Origin of the sequence: Streptomyces sp. NPDC058291 (assembly GCF_042880855.1) — a bacterium.
Classification (GTDB): Bacteria; Actinomycetota; Actinomycetes; order Streptomycetales; family Streptomycetaceae; genus Streptomyces.
Map to the genome: position 1 here is coordinate 1 of NZ_JBHVYK010000126.1, position 18,477 is coordinate 18,477.

Below are 18,477 nucleotides of genomic sequence, written 5' to 3' on the forward strand. Positions count from 1 at the left end.
GCGCCGCCCCGCCGCGCCGCCCCGCCGCGCCGCCCCGCCGGGCCGCGCCGCCTCGCTCGGATGTGAGGTGTCCGTGGCCGCGGGCCGGGTACCCGCCGCCCATGGACAACTTCGCTTCCGCCTACCTCGCGGCATCCGGAAGGTCCGCCCTGGCCACCGTCGCCTTCATCGTCGTCGGACTCGTGCTCGTGGGCGGCCTGATCTGGGCTTTCCGGCTCGGCAGCAAGATCCGCAGCCGTGAGCCCGCACCGCCGGAGCCGCACGAGCAGCCCCGGCTGCCCGCGTCCGGCCGGACCCACGAGAGCCGGACCCGCGAGCCGAACGAGATGCCGAAGGCGACCGACGGGAGCGAACGTCTCACGCCCCACGAGCTGCGGAGCACCGGCAGCCGGGACGGCGCCGACCAGCGCCGGCCCCGCTGGGAGGAGGGCTCCGGCGGCTCGTTCGGCAGCGGCGGCCCGGGTGCGGGCTGACCCGCGACCAGCGCCCCGTCGCCGACGCGGCGCCGAAGGAACAGAAGGGTGTTGAACCGTCGTGACCGCGCAGACCGAGGAGAAACCCGCGACCCGCCGACCCGAGACGGGGTGGGCCAGGGCCCGCCGGGTTCGCCGAGCCCCCGTCCGGCCGCGCACGTGCCTGGCGGCCGTGGCGGCGCCAGGCGCGCAGCCCGACCCGGAGGGCAACATCATCCGGGGCGAGGACTGACGGGCCGGCGGCGTCCGGCGCCGGCCCGCGCGCGCCGGACCCGGCCCGCGCGTCGCCGCCGGCGTTCGGTCTGACGCGTCGTCCCAGGCAGGGCGGCTCACGACGCGTGGCGCGAGGACCGGCGACGACGAGGACCCCACGTACGGGGCTGACGAGGCCCCACGTACGGGGCCGACGAGGACCCCACGTACGGGGCCGCCGAGGCCCCACGTACAGGGCCGCCGAACCGGCGGCGGCCCACAGCGCCCGCCCCGAGGCTCACGCGCCTCGGGGCGTGCCCCTGCCGAGCGCCCGGTACAGCGCTCGCCGTGTTTTACGGGCCAGTCGCCGCGCCCCGCCCGGCGGGGAAGCCGGCACCACGAGGACGCCGTCCCGGTCGACGTGCAGCGCGAACGGGAGCGGATGAAAGCGTGGCTCCCGCGCGCCGGGGGCGAGGCACACCGTCGTCAGCCAGGTCCGGCCCCTCAGGTCGGCGACCGGCAGGACGACGGCCAGTCGCCCGCCCGGGGACAGCGTCCCGACCGCCTCCCGGACGTCCGCGGACCTCACGGCCGCGAGCCGCAGCACGGCGTCGCCGCTCTCCGGAACGTGCAGGGGAAGGGTCACCTGGAACCGGTCTCCGTCGACGCGCACGTCCCCGGCCGCCACCCGGCCCAGGCCGAGCCGCTTCGTCGCGTGGCCGACGTCCAGCGCGAGGCTCGCGTGCCGCTCGGTCCAGTAGGGCAGCACCACACGGTCCGCCACCACCGCGGCGGGCGGGGCGGGCCGGCGGTGATGGGGCGCCGGGCCCAGCGGCCGCTCCTGCGTCCAGCCGCCCAGGCTCACCCGTGCCCACACGTCCCACAGACCCTCGCCGGGCGCCGCGCCGCTGACCGCGGAGGCCGGATCCAGCGCGGCCGTGGCCCGCAGCACGAGCCGCACCCGGCCGTCGCCCGCCGGCACGGTCTCCCGGACGACCTCCACCGGCTGGAAGTACTGCGCCGAGCCGGCCCGCTCGCGCAGCAGCAGGTCGGGCGCCGTCCGGTCGAACCTGCCGACGGTGTCCGCGCCCAGCCATCGCACCGCCTCGCCGAGATCCCGCGGCGGCCACCGACCGGAGCCGGCGCCGGAGGGGAAGGTCATCGGCCCGCCGTGGTGCGTCAGCTCGGCGGTGAAGGCGATCCGCAGCACGCCGTCGCGCCAGACCACGTCCTGCGGGTCGACGACGAGCGCGACGCCCGTCTCCCAGCGGGCGAACGCGACGACGTCGTCGTAGCGGTTCTCGGCGGCCAGCGCGGCGACGACCCGCTGGGCCGGCTCCAACGGCGCCGCGACCCCCGGCCCGAACCGCTCGGCGACGACCGCGTGGATCTCCGCGAAGAGTTCCCTGCGGTCGCCCTCGGACAGGTCGAGGAAGCGCCGTCCGCGCAGCCGCTCGACCATCTCCACGCGCAGCCAGCGCCGGAACAGGCTGTCGCGCAGCGGCCCCGGCGCGGTGTGGCGCTCGACGACGTCGAGGGCCTCCCGCAGCTCCTTGAACCAGCCCGTGGGATCGAACCGCCGTGGGCTCGGGTCCGAGGCGCCGTCCCGTCGCACGTGGTAGTAGCAGACGTAATCGGCGAGCACGCAGACATTGCCGGCGCGCAGATAGGCCTCGGCGACGAAGACGTCGTCCGCCAGCCGGCGGCGCCCCTGCGGGAAGCGCAGCCCGGTGCGCTCCAGGAACGTCCGGCGGAACATCTTGTGCGCGGTCAGGCTGTCGATGAGCGGCGTGTCCCCGACGCCGGCGCGCGGGCGATCGGCACGGAACAGCTCCACCGGCGCCGCGCGTCCCTGACCGGCCGTCTTGCCGACGACGACGTCCGCGTCGTTGGCGACCCCGTAGGCGTACATCCGCTCCAGGGCCTGGCGGCCGAGGCGGCCGTCGTCGTCGACGAACAGGACGTACTCGCCCCGCGCGGCGTCGATGCCGACGTTGCGGGGCGCGCCGGGCCCGCCGGAGTTCTCCTGGTGGACGACACGCACCCGGGGGTCCTCGGCGGCGAGGGCGTCGAGCAGGGCCGGGGTGGCGTCGGTGGAGCCGTCGTCGACGAAGATCACCTCGTACTCGTCCGGCGGCAGCGACTGCCGGAGCAGCGAGGCCACACACGTCTCGATGCGGGGACCGGGGTCGTGGACGGGGACGATGACGCTGACCTTGACCGGCATCGGGCTCCTGGCCCCCTCGCTGGATCGCTTCGCCGCGCGCGGAACGGGGGTGCGCGTGGCCCGATGCTAACCCCGCCGTCGGCGCCCCACCTGTCCTGATTCGTCCGAGGCGCGGATTTCGTATCCTGAGGCCGTGCGCCTTCTGCTGATGTCCGACACCCACCTCCCCAAGCGCGCCAAAACGTTGCCCGCCGCGCTGCTGGACGAGCTCGCGCGCGCGGACGTGGTGATCCACGCGGGGGACTGGGTGGACATCGCCACTCTGGATCTGCTGGAGAGCCGCAGCCGCGCGGTCGTCGGCGTGTACGGCAACAACGACGGGCCGGACCTGCGCGCGAGGCTGCCCGAGGTGGCCGGCGCCGAGCTGGGCGGAGTGCGGTTCGGGGTCGTCCACGAGACCGGCCCGGCCCAGGGCCGGGAGACGCGCTGCGCAGCACGCTTCCCGGACCTGGACGTCCTGGTCTTCGGGCACAGCCACATCCCCTGGGACACCACCGCGCCGGGCGGGCTGCGCCTGCTCAACCCGGGGTCCCCGACCGACCGCCGCCGTCAGCCGCACTGCACCTATCTCACCGCCACCGCGGCGGACGGCTGCCTCACGGACGTGGTGCTGCACCGGCTGCCGCCGCGCTGAGCGCGGCGGTTTCCCGGGCGGGGACAGAAGGTCGGGCCGCTCCCGGCCGAGAAGGTCGGGGGCGGCCCGGTACTTGCGGGTGTGCGTTGCTTCAACGGACCTCCTTCCTTCGCCGGACGAAGGGCAGAGGACGTGCATCCCTGTCCCTGCCGGTCGCCTACCCGTCCCACTACCTTCCATACCGGATGAATCGGTTCTTTTTCCTCGAAAATTCGGTGGACGTCCCGGCCGGCGCCCGATGACATGGCAGGTGTGCTGATCGACACCGTGCTCGTGCGCCGTCTGCTGGCCGCGCAGTTCCCCCAGTGGGCCCGTCTCCGCGTCGTCCCCGTGCCGAAGTCCGGCATGGACAACGCCACCTTCCGGCTCGGCGACGAACTGTCCGTCCGCCTCCCGCGACACGCGCACTGGGCCGGCCAGGTCGCCCGGGAACAGCGCTGGCTGCCGCGCCTCGCGCCGTTGCTGCCGCTGCCCGTTCCGGAACCCCTCGCCCAGGGAGCGCCCGGCGAGGGCTACCCCTATCCCTGGTCGGTGTACCGCTGGCTGGACGGGGAGACGGCCACCCCGCAGGCCGTCGCCGACCCGGTGCGCACCGCCCGCGACCTCGCCGGTTTCCTCACCGCCCTGCAGGCCGCCGATCCCACGGGCGGGCCCGGCCCGGAGCGGAGCAACGCCTTCCGGGGCGTGCCGCTGGGCGACTGCCGCGACTCGATCGCCCACGAGAGCCGGGTGCGGCCCAAGATCGCCGCGTTGAAGGAGTCCGGCCTGGCCGACGCCGACGCGCTCACCCGGGTGTGGGAGGCGGCTCTGGCCGCGCCTGCCTGGGGGAAGCCGCCGGTGTGGATCCACGGCGACCTCGACGCGGGCAACCTGCTGCTGCGCGACGGCCGGCTCGGCGCGGTCATCGACTTCGGGACGCTGGCGGTGGCCGATCCCGCGGTGGACCTGCAGCCCGCCTGGAAGTTCCTGCCCGCCGAGGCGCGTCCGGTTTTCCGAGAGGCGGTCGGCGCCGACGACGCCACCTGGGCGCGGGCCCGCGGCTGGGCGCTGGCCGGGTCGCTGCCGGTCCCGGACGACCCGTACTTCCGCGACCACCCGGCCCGCGTCACGGCGGCCCTGCACCACCTGGAGCAGATCCTCGCGGACCACCGGGCGGACCGCGCCTGACCTCGGGGCCGTCAGCGGTGGACGGGCCCGCGCGCCGCCGTCAGCGCAACGCCGGTGCCGCCCCAGCGCAGGGCGACGATCTCGGCGGCCACCGACACGGCCACCTCCTCGGGCGTACGGGCTCCCAGGTCCAGCCCGATCGGTGAGCGCAGCCGGGCCAGCTCGCGCTCGGTGAGCCCGGCCGCCGCGAGCCGGGCGCGACGGTCGTCGTGCGTACGACGACTGCCCATCGCCCCGATGTACGCGGCGGGCCGGCGCAGCGCCGCCTCCAGCAGCGGCACGTCGAACTTCGGGTCGTGGGTCAGGACGCAGATCACCGTGCGGGCGTCGGTGGCCGTGCCGCGCAGATACCGGTGCGGCCACTCCACGACCACCTCGACGCCCGGCGGGAACCGGCGGGGGGTCGCGAAGGCCGGCCGCGCGTCGCACACCGTGACGCGGTAACCGAGGAAGTCCCCGATGCGGGCCACGGCGGCCGCGTGGTCGACGGCGCCGAACACCAGCATGCGCGGCGGCGGCGCGAAGGAGTGCACGAACACCGAGACGTCGTCCTCGCGCCGCCGCCCCCGGGGCCCGTAGTGGCGCATCGTGGTGGCGCCCAGGGCCAGCTCGCCGCGCGCGTCGGCGGTGACGGCCGCGTCCAGCCCGTCGTCGCCGGACGAGCCGCCCGCGCGCTCGGGCCAGACGGCCAGGACCGCCCCGCGGGGCGCGGGGCCGTCGACGACCGTGGCGACGGCCACCGGCTCGCCCGCGGCCACCGACTCCGCGACCGCGCCGAACCACGGGTCCAGACGCGGCGAGACGGCGCGCACCAGCACCGAGATCTCGCCGCCGCAGGTCAGCCCGGCGGCGAAGGCGTCGTCGTCGCCGTACCCGAAGACCTCCAGCCGGGCCGCCCCGTCGGCCACGACCTCCTTGGCCAGCTCGAACACCGCGCCCTCCACGCATCCCCCGGACACGCTGCCCACCACCTCGTCGCCGGGCCCCACCGCCATCCCGGCGCCCGGTCCGCGCGGCGCGCTGCCGGCGACGGCGACCACGGTGGCGAGCCCGAACGCGGCGCCGTCGGCGTACCACCCGTGCAGCACCGGAAGAATGTCGCGCATGTCCGCACGTTAATCCGTTGCGGCCCCGCGCGCCGGTCTGTTGCACTGCCCCAGTACCCACTCGCCGCACGATCCCAGGAGCACCGATGCGCACACCGTTCATGTCCGCCCAGCAGGAAGGAATCACCCCCGTCTCAAAGGACATGACGTTTCGTGCACATGCTCAATCTCGGGATCCTCGCCCACGTCGACGCCGGTAAGACCAGCCTCACCGAACGGCTGCTGCACTCGGTCGGCGTCATCGACGAGATCGGCAGCGTCGACGCCGGCAGCACGCAGACCGACACCCTGGCGCTGGAGCGCCGACGCGGCATCACCATCAAGTCGGCCGTCGTCTCCTTCCGGATCGACGACGTCACCGTCAACCTGATCGACACCCCCGGCCACCCGGACTTCATCGCCGAGGTGGAGCGGGCGCTCGGCGTCCTCGACGGGGCGGTGCTCGTCGTCTCAGCCGTCGAGGGGGTCCAGGCGCAGACCAGGATCCTGATGCGGACCCTGCGCCGGCTGCGCATCCCCACCCTGGTCTTCGTCAACAAGATCGATCGCCGCGGCGCCCGCGTCGAGGGCGTCCTGCGCGAGCTGGCCGAGCGGCTGTCCGCGCCGGTCCTCCCGATGGGCGTCGTCACGGGCCCGGGCACCGCCGCGGCCCGCTTCACCGCCGTCGAACCGGCCGTCGAGCCCGCCGTCGACGTCCTCGCCGACCACGACGACGCCCTGCTGTCCGCGTACGTGGACGGCGCCGTCACCCGGGACCGGGTGCGGCGGGCCATCGTCGCCCAGACCCGGCGCGCGCTCGTCCACCCGGTCTACTTCGGTTCCGCCACGACCGGCGCCGGAGTGCCCGAACTCGTCGCCGGGATCGCCGAGTCGCTGCCCGCCGCCGACGGCGACCGCGAGGGCCCGCTGTCCGGCACGGTCTTCAAGGTGGAGCGGGGCCCGGCGGGCGAGAAGATCGCCTACGTCCGCCTGTTCTCCGGCGTCCTGCGCGTCCGCGACCGCGTCCCCCTCGGCGGCGACGGTGGCGAAGGCTCCGGTGCTGCGCGGGGCGCGACCAAGGTCACTGCGATCAGCGTCTTCGACCAGGGCACGGACGTACGGCGGGAGGAGGTGGCCGCGGGCCGGATCGCCCGGCTGTGGGGCCTCACCGAGGCCCGGGTCGGCGACTGCCTGGGCGAACCCCGCGACGAGCGACGGCGCTTCTTCGCGCCGCCGACCCTGGAGACGGTCGTGGTGCCGGGGCCGGGCGCGGACCGGCGCTCGCTGCACGTCGCCCTCGCCCGGCTCGCCGAGCAGGACCCGTTGATCGGCCTGCGCCACGACGAGGTCCGGCAGGAGACGTCGGTGTCGCTGTACGGGGAGATCCAGAAGGAGGTCGTCCAGGCCACCCTCGCCGAGGACCACGGTCTTCAGGTCGCCTTCCGGGAGACGACGCCGCTGTGCCTGGAGCGGCCGGCAGGCGTCGGAGCCGCCGCCGAGTTCATCAAGAAGGACGCCAACCCGTTCCTCGCCACCGTCGGACTGCGCGTCGAGCCGGCCGCGCCGGGCAGCGGGGTGCGCTTCGGCCTGGAGGTGGAGCTGGGCTCGATGCCGTACGCCTTCTTCAAGGCGGTCGAGGACAGCGTCCGCGAGACGCTCGGTCAGGGGCTGCACGGCTGGCAGGTGACCGACTGCGCCGTCACCATGACCCACTGCGGCTACTGGCCCCGCCAGAGCCACGCCCACCAGGGCTTCGACAAGAGCATGTCCAGCACGGGGTACGACTTCCGCGGTCTGACCCCGCTGGTCCTGGCCGAGGCGCTGCGCCGGGCCGGCACGCTCGTCCACGAGCCGATGCACCGCTTCCGCGTCGAGGCCCCGGCGGACACGCTGGGGGCGCTGCTGCCGGTGCTGGCCGCCGCGCGCGCCGTGCCCCGGGCGACGGACGTCAGGGGAAAGCGGTGCGTGCTGGAGGGCACGGCGCCGGCCGCCCGGGTGCACGGCCTCGAACAGCGCGTTCCCGCGCTGACCCGGGGGGAGGGGGAGTGGGAGAGCGGCTTCGACCACTACGCGCCGGTCGTGGGCGGCACGCTCCCGGAGCGGCCGCGCACCGACCACGATCCGCTCCACCGCGAGGAGTACCTGTTGCGCGTGACGGGTCGGATGGCCAACTGAGCTGACAGAAAGCCAACTTACTCGTGGGTCAGAAGGTATTGACGGTGTCCGGAAATCACCGGACTGTAGGGGACATGCCGAATATCCGGGCTCGTCTGCTCGCTGTTCTGGTAGTCCTCTGCGGACTCTGCGGCTTCCTGACGGTGGCGGGCTCCACGGCCGCCACCGCCGCCGCCACGATCCCCGACTCCCTCCCCTTCGACGGCACGGCGCTCACCGTGTCGGGCGGCCGCTTCGTCGACGCCAACGGCCGCGAGGTCGTGCTGCGCGGCTACAACGTCTCCGGTGAGACCAAGCTCGCCGAGAACAAGGGGCTGCCCTTCGCCTCCGCCGCCGACGCCAGGAAGTCGGCGACGGCGCTGCGCACCCTCGGCGGCGGCAACTCCGTGCGCTTCCTGCTCTCCTGGGCCTACGCGGAACCGGTGCGCGGCCAGGTCGACACCGGCTACCTGGCCGCCGCCACCGAGCAGATGCGCGCCTTCCTCGACGCCGGCATCCGGGTCTACCCCGACTTCCACCAGGACCTCTACTCCCGCCACCTGTTCAACCCGGGCAGCTGGTACACCGGCGACGGCGCTCCCCGGTGGGCCGTGGACCTGGGCGGCTACCCGAGCGAGTCCTGCGGCATCTGCCTGCTCTGGGGGCAGAACATCACCCAGAACGGCGCGGTCAAGGCCGCCCAGTACGACTTCTGGCACAACCGGTACGGTCTCCAGGACTCCTTCCTGGCCACCGCCGAGAAGACCATGACGTACGTCAGGGCGAACCTCACCGCCGAGGAGTTCGCCGGAGTCCTCGGGTTCGACCCCTACAACGAGCCCTACGCCGGCTCCTACGACTCCGGCCAGACCAGCCGCACCTGGGAACGCGACCTGCTGTGGCCCTTCTACGTGCGGTTCCGGGCCCGGATGGACGCGGCCGGCTGGACCGACAAGCCCGCCCTCGTCGAGCCGAACCTCTTCTGGAACGGCAACGTCAGCAAGGAGGAGGGCGGACTCCTGGACGCGGGCACGTTCGGCTCCCGCTACGTCTTCAACACCCACTTCTACGACCAGAAGGCCATCTCCGGCATCCTGATGTGGGGCAACGCGGCGGACGGCCAGTACGTCACCGACCTCGGCGCGGTGCGCGACCGCGCCTCCACGGCCGCGACGACGGCGATCGTCAGCGAGTTCGGCCACCCGCTGAACGGGAGCACCGCCGGCAAGGCGCCGACCGTCCTGAAGGCGATGTACCAGGGCCTCGACTCCCGTGTGAAGGGGGCCGACTGGTGGGCCGCACCGGCGCGTTCGGGTCCGGTCCTGTCCGGCTCGCAGTGGCAGTGGGACGTCTACAGCGGCCGCCACCACGAGCTGATGAACGACAACCCCGACAAGGTGCGCACGAGCGCCGACGCCTGGAACGACGAGGACCTCTCCGCCGTGCGCCTGGACGACGCCGGGACGGTGACGCTGCGTCAGGACGCCCGGCTGCTCGACCGGATCTACCCGGGCGCCACCTCCGGCACGACCCTCGCCTTCACCTACGAGGACCGCTCCCGCGACGGCTCCACCACGCTCACCTGGAACCCGGTCCCCGCCTCCCTGCCCCAGACCGGACAGCTCGTCGGCTCCGGCCAGTACGGGCTGCTGGTGTGGCGTTCGAACGGCGGCGCGGCCCCCACCGAACTGCATCTGCCGGCCTCCTTCCCGACCGCCACGACGACGGTCGTCTCCGACCTCGGCACGGTGTACTCCCCGCCCGCGTACACCACGACCACGAAGATCGCCGCGGCCGGCGAACCGGGCGGCACGGGCAGCCGGCGTCTGCTGCTGGGCGCGCCGGACTCGGGCTCCGTGCACTACGCCCTGGTGACCAACGGGGCGACCGCGCCGTCCGCGACCCTGTTGGCGGCCGCCCGTACCGAACTGTCGGCGTGGGTGGCCCAGAAGGTGGGGTGACCGCGCCGGACACGACGCGGAGGTGGGCGACGGTCACCGTCGCCCACCCCTTTGTCCTGCCGCGCCGGGAGCCGTCAGCTGCCGGCGCCGGTCCAGTCCGCCGCCACATGGCCGAGCCTGACCCGCTGCGGATGGTCGCCCACCGGCACCGAGAGGATCTTCTGTCCCGTGGCGAAGTCGATCGCGGTGATCTGGTCGGCGCCGCTCTCGGAGATGACGCAGTCCCTGCCGTCGCCGCTGACCGTGGCCCAGTAGGGCTTGGAGGCGCTGACCAGGGGGCCCTCCTGGAGGGTGGCGCGGTCGACCACCGTCGCGTAGTCGTCCATCGTGCCGGCCACGCACAGCTTGGCGCCGTCGGGGCTCATCGAGATGCCGTGGTGGCGCGAGTCGTTGACGAAGGTGGTGCGGTCGTCGCTGGTCGCCGGGTTCTTCGGCAGGGTCTTCGTCCGGGTGATCCGGTCCGAGGCGAGGTCGTACTCGAAGAAGCCGTTGAAGAACGAGACCTGGAAGTACAGCTTGGACTCGTCCGGCGAGAACACCGCCGGGCGCACGGCGTCCGAGTAGTCCTTGAGCCCGATGGCGTCCAGCCGCTGCCGCATGTCGATGATCTTGACCTGCTTGTAGGTGCTCGCGTCGACGACGGTGATGCGCCGGTCGCCCTTGGTGAAGTCCTGCCAAGGAGCGTCCTGCGAGGTGTTCACGTCGCCGATCGCCATGTTGTAGATGTACTTGCCGTCCTTGGTGAAGATGTTCTCGTGCGGCTTGTCGCCGGTCTTGAACGACCCGAGCTGCTTGCCGGTGACGATGTCCAGGACGTGCACGGTGTTCGAGATCGACGCCGAGACCGCGACCCGCTTCCCGTCGGGTGAGACGGCCATGTGGTCCGAACGGTAACCGGACACCGGGAAACGCCAGTTGATGTTGCCGGTGGCCAGGTCGATGGAGACGACGTCGGCGAAGCTCGGCCGCGAGACGACCACCGACGCGCCGTCCGGTGTGGTGTACATGTCGTCCACGAACTGGTCGTGGCCCTCGCCGACCCCGTTGCGGATGGCCATGAAGTAGATCCACTTGATCGGGTCGGCGTTGATCTCCGCCATCCGGGCGGCCTTGTCGGGGATCACGTTGATCCGGCCGACCTTGGCGAAGTCGCCGCTGGACTTGACGACGTCGGCGGTGCCCTCCCAGTTGTTGCCGACGAAGAGGACCTCGCGCAGGGCGGCGGCGGTCGAGGCGTCGGCGGCGGTGGAAGCGGCGGTGGCCGCGGTCGCCGGGGCGGCGACGGTCAGGACGAGGGCGGCGGCTACGGAGCAAAGGTGCCTGGATCTGAAGGCAGGCATGCTGCTCTCTCCTCTGGGTGGCTGAAGGCGTGGGGGCAGGGCGGAGGGGCCGCCCGAATCTGAACACCGATGCGTTCAGAGTTGACTTACTGGAAAGTAAGGAAGGGGTGCCCTTCGCCACAAGACTTCGTACACGACAAAATTGGCGGCGGGGGAGCACGGGACGACGAGGGAGGGCCAGTGACGGGCAGGCTCAGAGCGCCGACCGGCCGTTACGGCGGCAAGTCGGCCGAACAGCGGCAGGCGGAGCGCCGGAGAAGATTTCTGGACGCGGCGCTGCGGCTGTTCGGCGGCGGGCCCGGCTACCGCGGGACCACGGTCGCGTCGCTCAGCGAGGCGGCCGGCCTGTCGACGCGCCAGTTCTACGAGGAGTTCCGCACCCTGGAGGACGTCCTGGCGGCGCTGCATCTGCAGGTCAACGACTGGGCCGAGGAAGCGGTCCTGGCCGCCTTCGCCGACGCCCAGGGCCTGCCGCTCGCCGAGCGCGTCACCGCGATCTTCCGCGCCTACGCGGCCGACGTCACCACCGACCCGCACCGCATCCGGATCACCTTCGTCGAGATCGTCGGCGTGAGCCCCCGCCTGGAGGAGCAGCGCCTGGCCCGGCGCGCCCGCTGGGTCGACCTGATCTGCGCCGAGGCGACGGCCGCCGCCCAGCGCGGCGAGGCCGCCCCCCGCGACTACCGACTCGCGGCCGCCGCCTTCATCGGCAGCGTCAACGGCCTCCTGCACGACTGGAGCGCGGGCTGGGTGGACGCGACGCTGGACGAGGTGGTCGACGAACTGGTGCGCCAACTGCTGGGGATACTGCGCCCGCCGGGGTGGGCACAGTAGGAGGAACGGACCGGACCGGTTCCGACAACGACGACGGGAGCGGGGCGCGTTGCGGGACGACGGGGACGACGGGCTGTGGGCCGAGGCCGACCGCGCGCAGCGAATCGCTTACGAACAGGCCTTGGACCGCACGCTGAGGACCGATCAGGTGGCTCGCCGTCTGGGCCACCGCCCCGGTGTTCTGCCGGAGGACGTCAGATGCGCGATGCTCCGCCCGGAGAACATCGCCCGGGTGCGTCGGGCGCCACTTCAGGACGCAGGGCGAGCCTGTGAGGAGGCGTGCGACGGCTGGAGCCGGGCGCAGAACCGGATCACACAGTTGCGGCTCCGCTTGTCCTGGGACCTCTCTTCGGCGGCGGCAGACCTGGCAGGGATGGCCCTGATCCTGCTCTGGGCGGTCGGGGCGGACCCGTGGCCCGCCGTCGCCGGTGTCGTGCTGGTCGGAGCCCTGGCATGGAGCCTGTGCCGGCCCGCTTCGCGGGGCAGGGCACGTGCCGCCCTGGGGCTGCTCGTCGCCCTCGCGGTCAGGGCCGGATGGTCGCGCGCGGTGCGGCTGCGGACCGGTGACCTCACCCTGGTCATGACGCAGGACGTGATGCCGACCGTCGTGCAGAGCGTCGTCTCGGAACTCCTCGGCGAGGACCACGACTGCCTCCTCGTCGCCACGCGCTATGAGGGCATCAGGGACCACCGGGACCGCAACTACGTGATCGACAACCAGGCCAAGGCTGAGATCGCTCGGAAGCTCGACGCCCTGGTGGACGGAACCATAGCTGTGTGCGGGCCGCGAGGCTCGGGCAAGACGACCCTGCTGGAGACCTGCGCACCGGGCGACCTGAAGGTCTGCGTCCAGGCTCCCGCCTCGTACGCGCCGCTGGAATTCCTCACCTCTCTGTTCGTCGACGTGTGTGAAACGTACATGGCGGACCACGGGTTCCGATTTCCGGAGTTCCGCCGACTGAGCCCGCTGCGCTCCGGGTTGCGCAGGCTTGGAGCAGCCGTTCGGGCAGGCGCGCGTTCGTTCCTCTGGAACCTGCTTGGACTCGGGCTGTTCGTGCTGGGCGTGTTCGCGGCCACGCGCGACTTCGCCGAGCACCTCTTCGGCGCCTTCACGAGCGCCGGCGACGACGCGGCACGGCGTGTGCGTGACGCTGTGACGGCGGTTGCGGAGGGAGCGCACCCGTGGTGCGCGCTGGGCGCCGTGGTGCTCGCAGTCCTCGTTTGGAAGTACGCCGGGCAGTGGCGCTTCGCCGCCTTCTCACACCTCGTACGCGAGACGTTCCTCGTTCCCGTCGGCCGGACGCTGGTCGTGCTGGCGGTGATCACCTTGTGGTCACCGGCCCCGGTGATCCGGTGGTTCAACGACTGGCGGCACGACGACTCGGTGATCTTCTATCCGACCGTGGTGATCGTAGGGGCGCTCGGGTTCGTCGGCGTGTGGGTCGCGGTCACACCGTTCTGGGAGTACGTCAGGGATGGCACGCAGCGTGTCGCACTGCTGGTCCTCCTTCTGGGACTCGGATGGGCGTCCCTCGACGACCGGCTGCGGCAGGCCGCCTTGGGTTGGGACCTGTCCGAGCGGGTGGTCGTCGTGGCGGTGGGCGTCGTCCTGGTCAGGGCGTCCCGCTGGACGCGCGGGCGGCGGGAGCCGGCCCTGGTCCGACGGTGTCGGGATCACCTGTACCGTCTGCAGACCGTCCAGAGCGTGAACTACGGAGCCAGCGGGGCCCCGGCCGGCGGCCTGCTCAACCTCGGCTCCACCTACGGCACGTCCCTGACCGCGTCGCCGCTGACCCTGCCGGAACTCGTCCAGCAGCTCAGACGCACGCTGGCTGAAGTCGCGGAAGAACTCCGGCCGCGGAGTCGGCGTCTGGTGGTCACGATCGACGAGATCGACCGGCTGGGATCCACCGCCAAGGCCCTGGAGTTCCTCGGGGAGATCAAGGCCATCCTCGGGGTCACCGGCGTCCACTTCCTGATCTCGGTGTCGGAGGACGTGGGCGCGTCCTTTGTCCGCCGGGGACTGCCCGGACGCGACGTCGCGGACAGCACCTTCGACGACGTCGTCCATGTGCGGCCCTGCTCCCTGAAGGAGTCGAAAGCGATTCTCCACCGGCGCGCCGAAGGCTTCTCGGAGCCGTTCGTGGCGCTCGCGCACGCCCTGGCCGGCGGCGTGCCCCGCGATCTGATCCGGTACTCCCGGGAGATGGTGTCGCTGCGAGAAGCCCGAGGGGAGGTCGAACTGCGCAACGTGTCGGCCTGGCTGGTCACCCGGGCGATGCGGGAGACCGTCGACGCCTTCAGGGCAGGGGTGAAGGAGGACACGCTGCCCACCCGGAGCACCGACGTGGTCTTCGGCGCGACGCGGCGGCTCGCGGAGTTCCTGCACGCCGACTGTCTGTGTGAACTCGGGAGGATGAGGGAGCACATCGGCCGGTTCGCGCGCTGGGCCGACGGGCCCGGCACCGCCGACCTGAGGGCGGACCTGCCGCCCCAGGTCCTGCAGCGCCTGGACGAGGCCGCCGCCTACGCGTACTTCTGCGTCACCCTGCTCGACGTGTTCGCAACCCCGGGCTTCGAGCGTCGCCGTACCCAGGCGCAGGCGAACCGGCCGGACGGAAGCCTCGAGCGGCTGGCCGTGGTGCGGGGGGAGCTGTCGGTGTCACCGCCCAGTGCCCGTCGTCTGATCGAGGACACCAGAGCGGCGTGGGGGCTGCCGGAGGTACCTGCGCCCGACCGGCCGGAGATCCTGGACTCCGTCCGCATGACGTGCAGGCACTACAACGAGTGATGCCCGGCCTCACGTGCTCGACCAGCGCCCGACCGCCTCCACCACCCGCCCCGTCCCGTCCTCCGTGCGCACCCGGGCGGCCAGCTCACGGGCGCGCGCCCGGTGTTCGGGAGCCCGGACGGCCTGCGCCAGAGCGGCGGCCAGGGTGTCGGCGGTCAGTCGGCGCAGGGGCAGTGAGGTCGGGGCCACGCCGAGCGAGACCAGGCGGTCGGCCCAGAAGGTCTCGTCGAACTGGATCGGCACCGGCACGGCGGGCGCCCCGGCCCGCACGCCGGCCGCCGTGGTGCCCGCCCCGCAGTGGTGGACCACCGCGGCCGTCTCCGGGAAGAGCAGGGCGTGCGGGACGTCGTCGACCGTCAGCATGTCATCGCCGTCGGCCTCGAGGCCGGCCCAGCCGCGCTGGATCACCCCGCGCAGCCCCGCCCGCCGCAGGGCCCGGACGATCTCGGCGCTGAGGCGCCGGGGGTCGGGCACGGTCGCGCTGCCCAGGCCGACGAAGACCGGTGGCGGTCCCGCGTCCAGGAACTCCCGCAGCGCGGACGGCAGCCGCGTCCCGCGGTCGTAGGGCCACCAGTACCCGGTGACGTCCAGCTCCGCGCGCCAGTCCCGGGGGCGGGGGACCACCAGCGGGCTGAAGCCGTGCAGGACGGGCCGGACGGGCCGGCGCCGGGCCGGCAGCGCGCGGGGCGCGGCGGGCAGGCCCAGCCGGGCCCGCACCGTCGGCACGACCGGGGCGAAGATCCGCTCGACGGCCAGGCCGACGCCGTGCCCGGCCAGCCGGTTGCCGACCGCTCCCCAGGATCCGCCGCCCAGCAGCGGCGGCGCGAACTCCCGGGTGGGCGCGACGGGTTGGAGGGCGAGATCGAGGCTGGGCAGGGACAGACCCTCGGCGATGGCGTGCCCCAGCGGGGCCAGCGAGGCGGACAGCAGCAGGGCGTCGCTCGACCGGGCGGCGGTGAGCAGGTCGTCGGTCATCCGGCCGACCACCGCCCGGGCCATCCGCGCCATCCGCAGCAGCTTGCCCGGACCGGTCGCGCTGCGGTGCAGTCCCCGGCCGCGCTCGGACTCCAGCTCGGCCAGCGGATCCACCGGCAGCGCGTGGAAGCCCACCCCCGAGCCGGCCACCAGCGGCGCGAACCGAGCGTGGGTGACGAGGGTGACCTCGTGCCCCGCGCACACCAGCGCGTGGCCCAGCCCCGTGAAGGGGGCCACGTCTCCCCGGGATCCCGCCGTCATGATCGCCACTCGCACGACCGACAGTATGGCGGGGTGCGGCCCGGCCCGGGGCGAACGACCCGCGGAAAGCAGTCACTTGAGGTTCGAGCGCGGTCCCGGCACTTCTGTCGCAGCCGTTGACTTCCTCCTCGGGCGGCTCTACTTTCGGCCCGCACCGCGTTCGGTTAGCCGACACTCGTTCGATATGTCGAAAATCTGCATTCCGGAGTCGCCGCATGTTTCCCCCACCCCGCTCCCGCCTCGCCCGGCGCTGCCGATCAGCCGCCGCACGGACGCTCGCCCTGCTCCTGACGGCGGCCGCCGCCCTGCTGTTCGTCCAGCCCGGCGCGGCCCAGGCCGCGACCTCGCGCCAGATCGCCGTGCCGGCCGCCCCGATGGGCTGGGCCTCCTGGAACAGCTTCGCCGCGAAGATCGACTACAGCGTGATCAAGCGGCAGGTCGACGCCTTCGTCGCCTCGGGGCTGCCGGCGGCCGGCTACCGGTACGTCAACATCGACGAGGGCTGGTGGCAGGGCACCCGCGACAGCGCGGGGAACATCACCGTGGACGAGTCCGAGTGGCCCGGCGGGATGAAGGCCATCGCCGACTACATCCACGGCAAGGGGCTGAAGGCCGGCATCTACACCGACGCCGGCAAGGACGGCTGCGGCTACTACTACCCGACCGGCCGTCCCGCCGCTCCGGGCAGCGGCAGCGAGGGCCACTACGACCAGGACATGCTCCAGTTCTCGCAGTGGGGCTTCGACTTCGTGAAGGTCGACTGGTGCGGCGGTGACGCCGAGGGGCTCGACGCGGCGACGGCGTACCGGGCCATCAGCGGCGCGATCGACCGGGCCACGGCCACGACCGGCCGCCCGATGACCCTGTCGCTGTGCAACTGGGGCCGGCAGAACCCGTGGAACTGGGCGCCGGGACAGGGGGCGATGTGGCGGACCAACGACGACATCATCCTGTTCGGCAACAAGCCGTCCATGAGCAACCTGCTGACCAACTACGACCGCAACCTGCACCCCACCGCGCAGCACACCGGCTACTACAACGACCCGGACATGCTGATGGTCGGCATGGACGGCTTCACCGCCGCGCAGAACCGCACCCACATGAACCTGTGGGCGATCTCCGGCGCCCCGCTCCTCGCCGGCAACGACCTCACCACCATGACGGCGGATACGGCGAACATCCTGAAGAACCCCGAGGTCGTCGCCGTCGACCAGGACGCCCGCGGTCTGCAGGGCGTGAAGGTCGCCGAGGACGCCGCCGGGCTCCAGGTGTACGGGAAGGTCCTGGCCGGCGCCGGCAAACGGGCCGTGGTGCTGCTCAACCGCACCTCCGCCGCGGCGAACATCACCGCCCGCTGGGCCGACCTGGGGCTGACCGACGCCTCCGCCACGGTCCGTGACGCCTGGGCGCGCGCCGACATCGGCAGGTACGCCACGGGCTACACGGCGAACGTCCCGGCGGGCGGTTCGCTCCTGCTCACCGTCACCGGCGGCACGGAGGCGTCGAGCAGCACCTACACCGGCTCGTCGAGCTTCTCCGGCGTGGTCGCCGGCAGCACCGGTCTGAAGGTCGTCGACGTCGCCTACACCAACACCGCCTCCACCGCCCGCACCGCGACGCTGAAGGTCAACGGCCAGACCGCGACGACGGTCTCCTTCCCGCCGACAGGCTCCGCGCAGGGCACGATCTCCGTCCAGGTCGCCCTGTCCAAGGGCTCCGCCAACACGCTCGCCTTCACCGGCGCGCCCACCCTGGCGGACATCACGGTCCGGCCCCTGCCCGGCGCGAACGGCAGTCTCGTCGTCGGCAAGCAGTCCGGCCGCTGCCTGGACATGTTCGACTCCACCATCGGCAACGGCACGCAGGCCGAGATCTGGGACTGCAACGGCGGCTCCAACCAGGCCTGGACCTACACCTCCCGCAAGGAACTGGTGGTGTACGGCAACAAGTGCCTGGACGCCTACGACCACGGCACCGCCAACGGCACCAAGGTCGTCGTCTGGGACTGCACCGGGCAGAGCAACCAGAAGTGGAACGTCAACGCCGACGGAACGATCACCAACGTCAACGCCGGCCTGTGCCTCGACGCGAACGGGGCGGCCACGGCCAACCGCACCCCGATCGTGCTGTGGTCCTGCGGCGGCGCCGACAACCAGAAGTGGTCGCTTAACTGACCGCCGCGTCGGCCCCCTCGCCGCCCCTTGCGGCAGGGGGTCCGCCGCCGTGCCGTGCGCGTCATGCCGTGCCGTTCCGTGTCATGCCGTGCGGTCGGCCCGGTCGGCTCACCGGCCGCGGCCGGGTCGCGAACGGAGAGCATGCGGCGGCGGAACGGGTGGGCGGGGCCGCGCGGCCCCGCCCCGGTCTCGTATACACAACTGACGCT

12 protein-coding genes are annotated in these 18,477 nt (G+C 72.9%); 8 read left to right on the top strand and 4 right to left on the bottom strand.

Annotation, left to right across the window (positions count from 1 at the left end; genetic code table 11):
* Positions 1-101: 101 nt before the first annotated feature.
* Complete coding sequence (locus tag ACFVYK_RS35685) at positions 102-473, top strand: DUF6479 family protein (RefSeq protein WP_389780897.1); 372 nt, start codon at positions 102-104, stop codon at positions 471-473.
* 490 nt (positions 474-963) lie between these two features.
* Here ACFVYK_RS35685 and ACFVYK_RS35690 read toward each other — a convergent pair whose 3' ends face one another.
* The gene (locus ACFVYK_RS35690) at positions 964-2,892 is read right to left on the bottom strand and encodes a glycosyltransferase family 2 protein (protein ID WP_389780898.1); all 1,929 of its coding nucleotides are present in this window, start codon (positions 2,890-2,892) and stop codon (positions 964-966) included.
* Between the two features lie 133 nt (positions 2,893-3,025).
* Between ACFVYK_RS35690 and ACFVYK_RS35695 the strand changes: the two genes are divergently transcribed.
* Positions 3,026-3,526, top strand: coding sequence for a metallophosphoesterase family protein (locus ACFVYK_RS35695; protein WP_389780899.1), 501 nt, complete (start codon positions 3,026-3,028; stop codon positions 3,524-3,526).
* Positions 3,527-3,769: 243 nt separating this feature from the next.
* Positions 3,770-4,693 carry an aminoglycoside phosphotransferase family protein gene (locus tag ACFVYK_RS35700; RefSeq protein ID WP_389780900.1) on the top strand — a complete coding sequence of 308 codons (924 nt, stop codon included), beginning with the start codon at positions 3,770-3,772 and terminating at the stop codon, positions 4,691-4,693.
* Positions 4,694-4,704: 11 nt separating this feature from the next.
* Here the strand turns inward: ACFVYK_RS35700 and ACFVYK_RS35705 are convergent, their stop codons facing one another.
* Positions 4,705-5,799 (bottom strand): XdhC family protein, encoded by a 1,095-nt coding sequence (locus ACFVYK_RS35705; protein ID WP_389780901.1) that lies wholly within the window; start codon positions 5,797-5,799, stop codon positions 4,705-4,707.
* 153 nt (positions 5,800-5,952) lie between these two features.
* Here ACFVYK_RS35705 and ACFVYK_RS35710 point away from each other — a divergent pair, with 153 nt between their 5' ends.
* Together ACFVYK_RS35710 and ACFVYK_RS35715 are read left to right on the top strand one after the other, a co-directional pair.
* Entirely contained in the window at positions 5,953-7,953 is a 2,001-nt protein-coding gene (locus ACFVYK_RS35710; protein WP_389780902.1) for a GTP-binding protein, read from the top strand.
* Positions 7,954-8,027: 74 nt separating this feature from the next.
* Positions 8,028-9,893 (top strand): endoglycosylceramidase, encoded by a 1,866-nt coding sequence (locus ACFVYK_RS35715; RefSeq protein WP_389780903.1) that lies wholly within the window; start codon positions 8,028-8,030, stop codon positions 9,891-9,893.
* A 74-nt stretch (positions 9,894-9,967) separates the two neighbouring features.
* On the opposite strand, the gene ACFVYK_RS35720 is transcribed toward ACFVYK_RS35715, so the two are convergent.
* Positions 9,968-11,233 carry a YncE family protein gene (locus ACFVYK_RS35720; protein ID WP_389780904.1) on the bottom strand — a complete coding sequence of 422 codons (1,266 nt, stop codon included), beginning with the start codon at positions 11,231-11,233 and terminating at the stop codon, positions 9,968-9,970.
* A gap of 180 nt (positions 11,234-11,413) precedes the next feature.
* Here ACFVYK_RS35720 and ACFVYK_RS35725 point away from each other — a divergent pair, with 180 nt between their 5' ends.
* Positions 11,414-12,067 carry a TetR/AcrR family transcriptional regulator gene (locus ACFVYK_RS35725; protein WP_389780905.1) on the top strand — a complete coding sequence of 218 codons (654 nt, stop codon included), beginning with the start codon at positions 11,414-11,416 and terminating at the stop codon, positions 12,065-12,067.
* Positions 12,068-12,440: 373 nt separating this feature from the next.
* Positions 12,441-14,858: a P-loop NTPase fold protein gene (locus tag ACFVYK_RS35730; RefSeq protein WP_389780906.1), complete on the top strand. Its 2,418-nt coding sequence runs from the start codon at positions 12,441-12,443 to the stop codon at positions 14,856-14,858.
* A 9-nt stretch (positions 14,859-14,867) separates the two neighbouring features.
* Here the strand turns inward: ACFVYK_RS35730 and ACFVYK_RS35735 are convergent, their stop codons facing one another.
* The gene (locus ACFVYK_RS35735) at positions 14,868-16,094 is read right to left on the bottom strand and encodes a glycosyltransferase (protein ID WP_389780908.1); all 1,227 of its coding nucleotides are present in this window, start codon (positions 16,092-16,094) and stop codon (positions 14,868-14,870) included.
* Positions 16,095-16,309: 215 nt separating this feature from the next.
* Here ACFVYK_RS35735 and ACFVYK_RS35740 point away from each other — a divergent pair, with 215 nt between their 5' ends.
* Positions 16,310-18,268: a ricin-type beta-trefoil lectin domain protein gene (locus ACFVYK_RS35740; RefSeq protein WP_389780907.1), complete on the top strand. Its 1,959-nt coding sequence runs from the start codon at positions 16,310-16,312 to the stop codon at positions 18,266-18,268.
* Positions 18,269-18,477 lie beyond the last annotated feature (209 nt).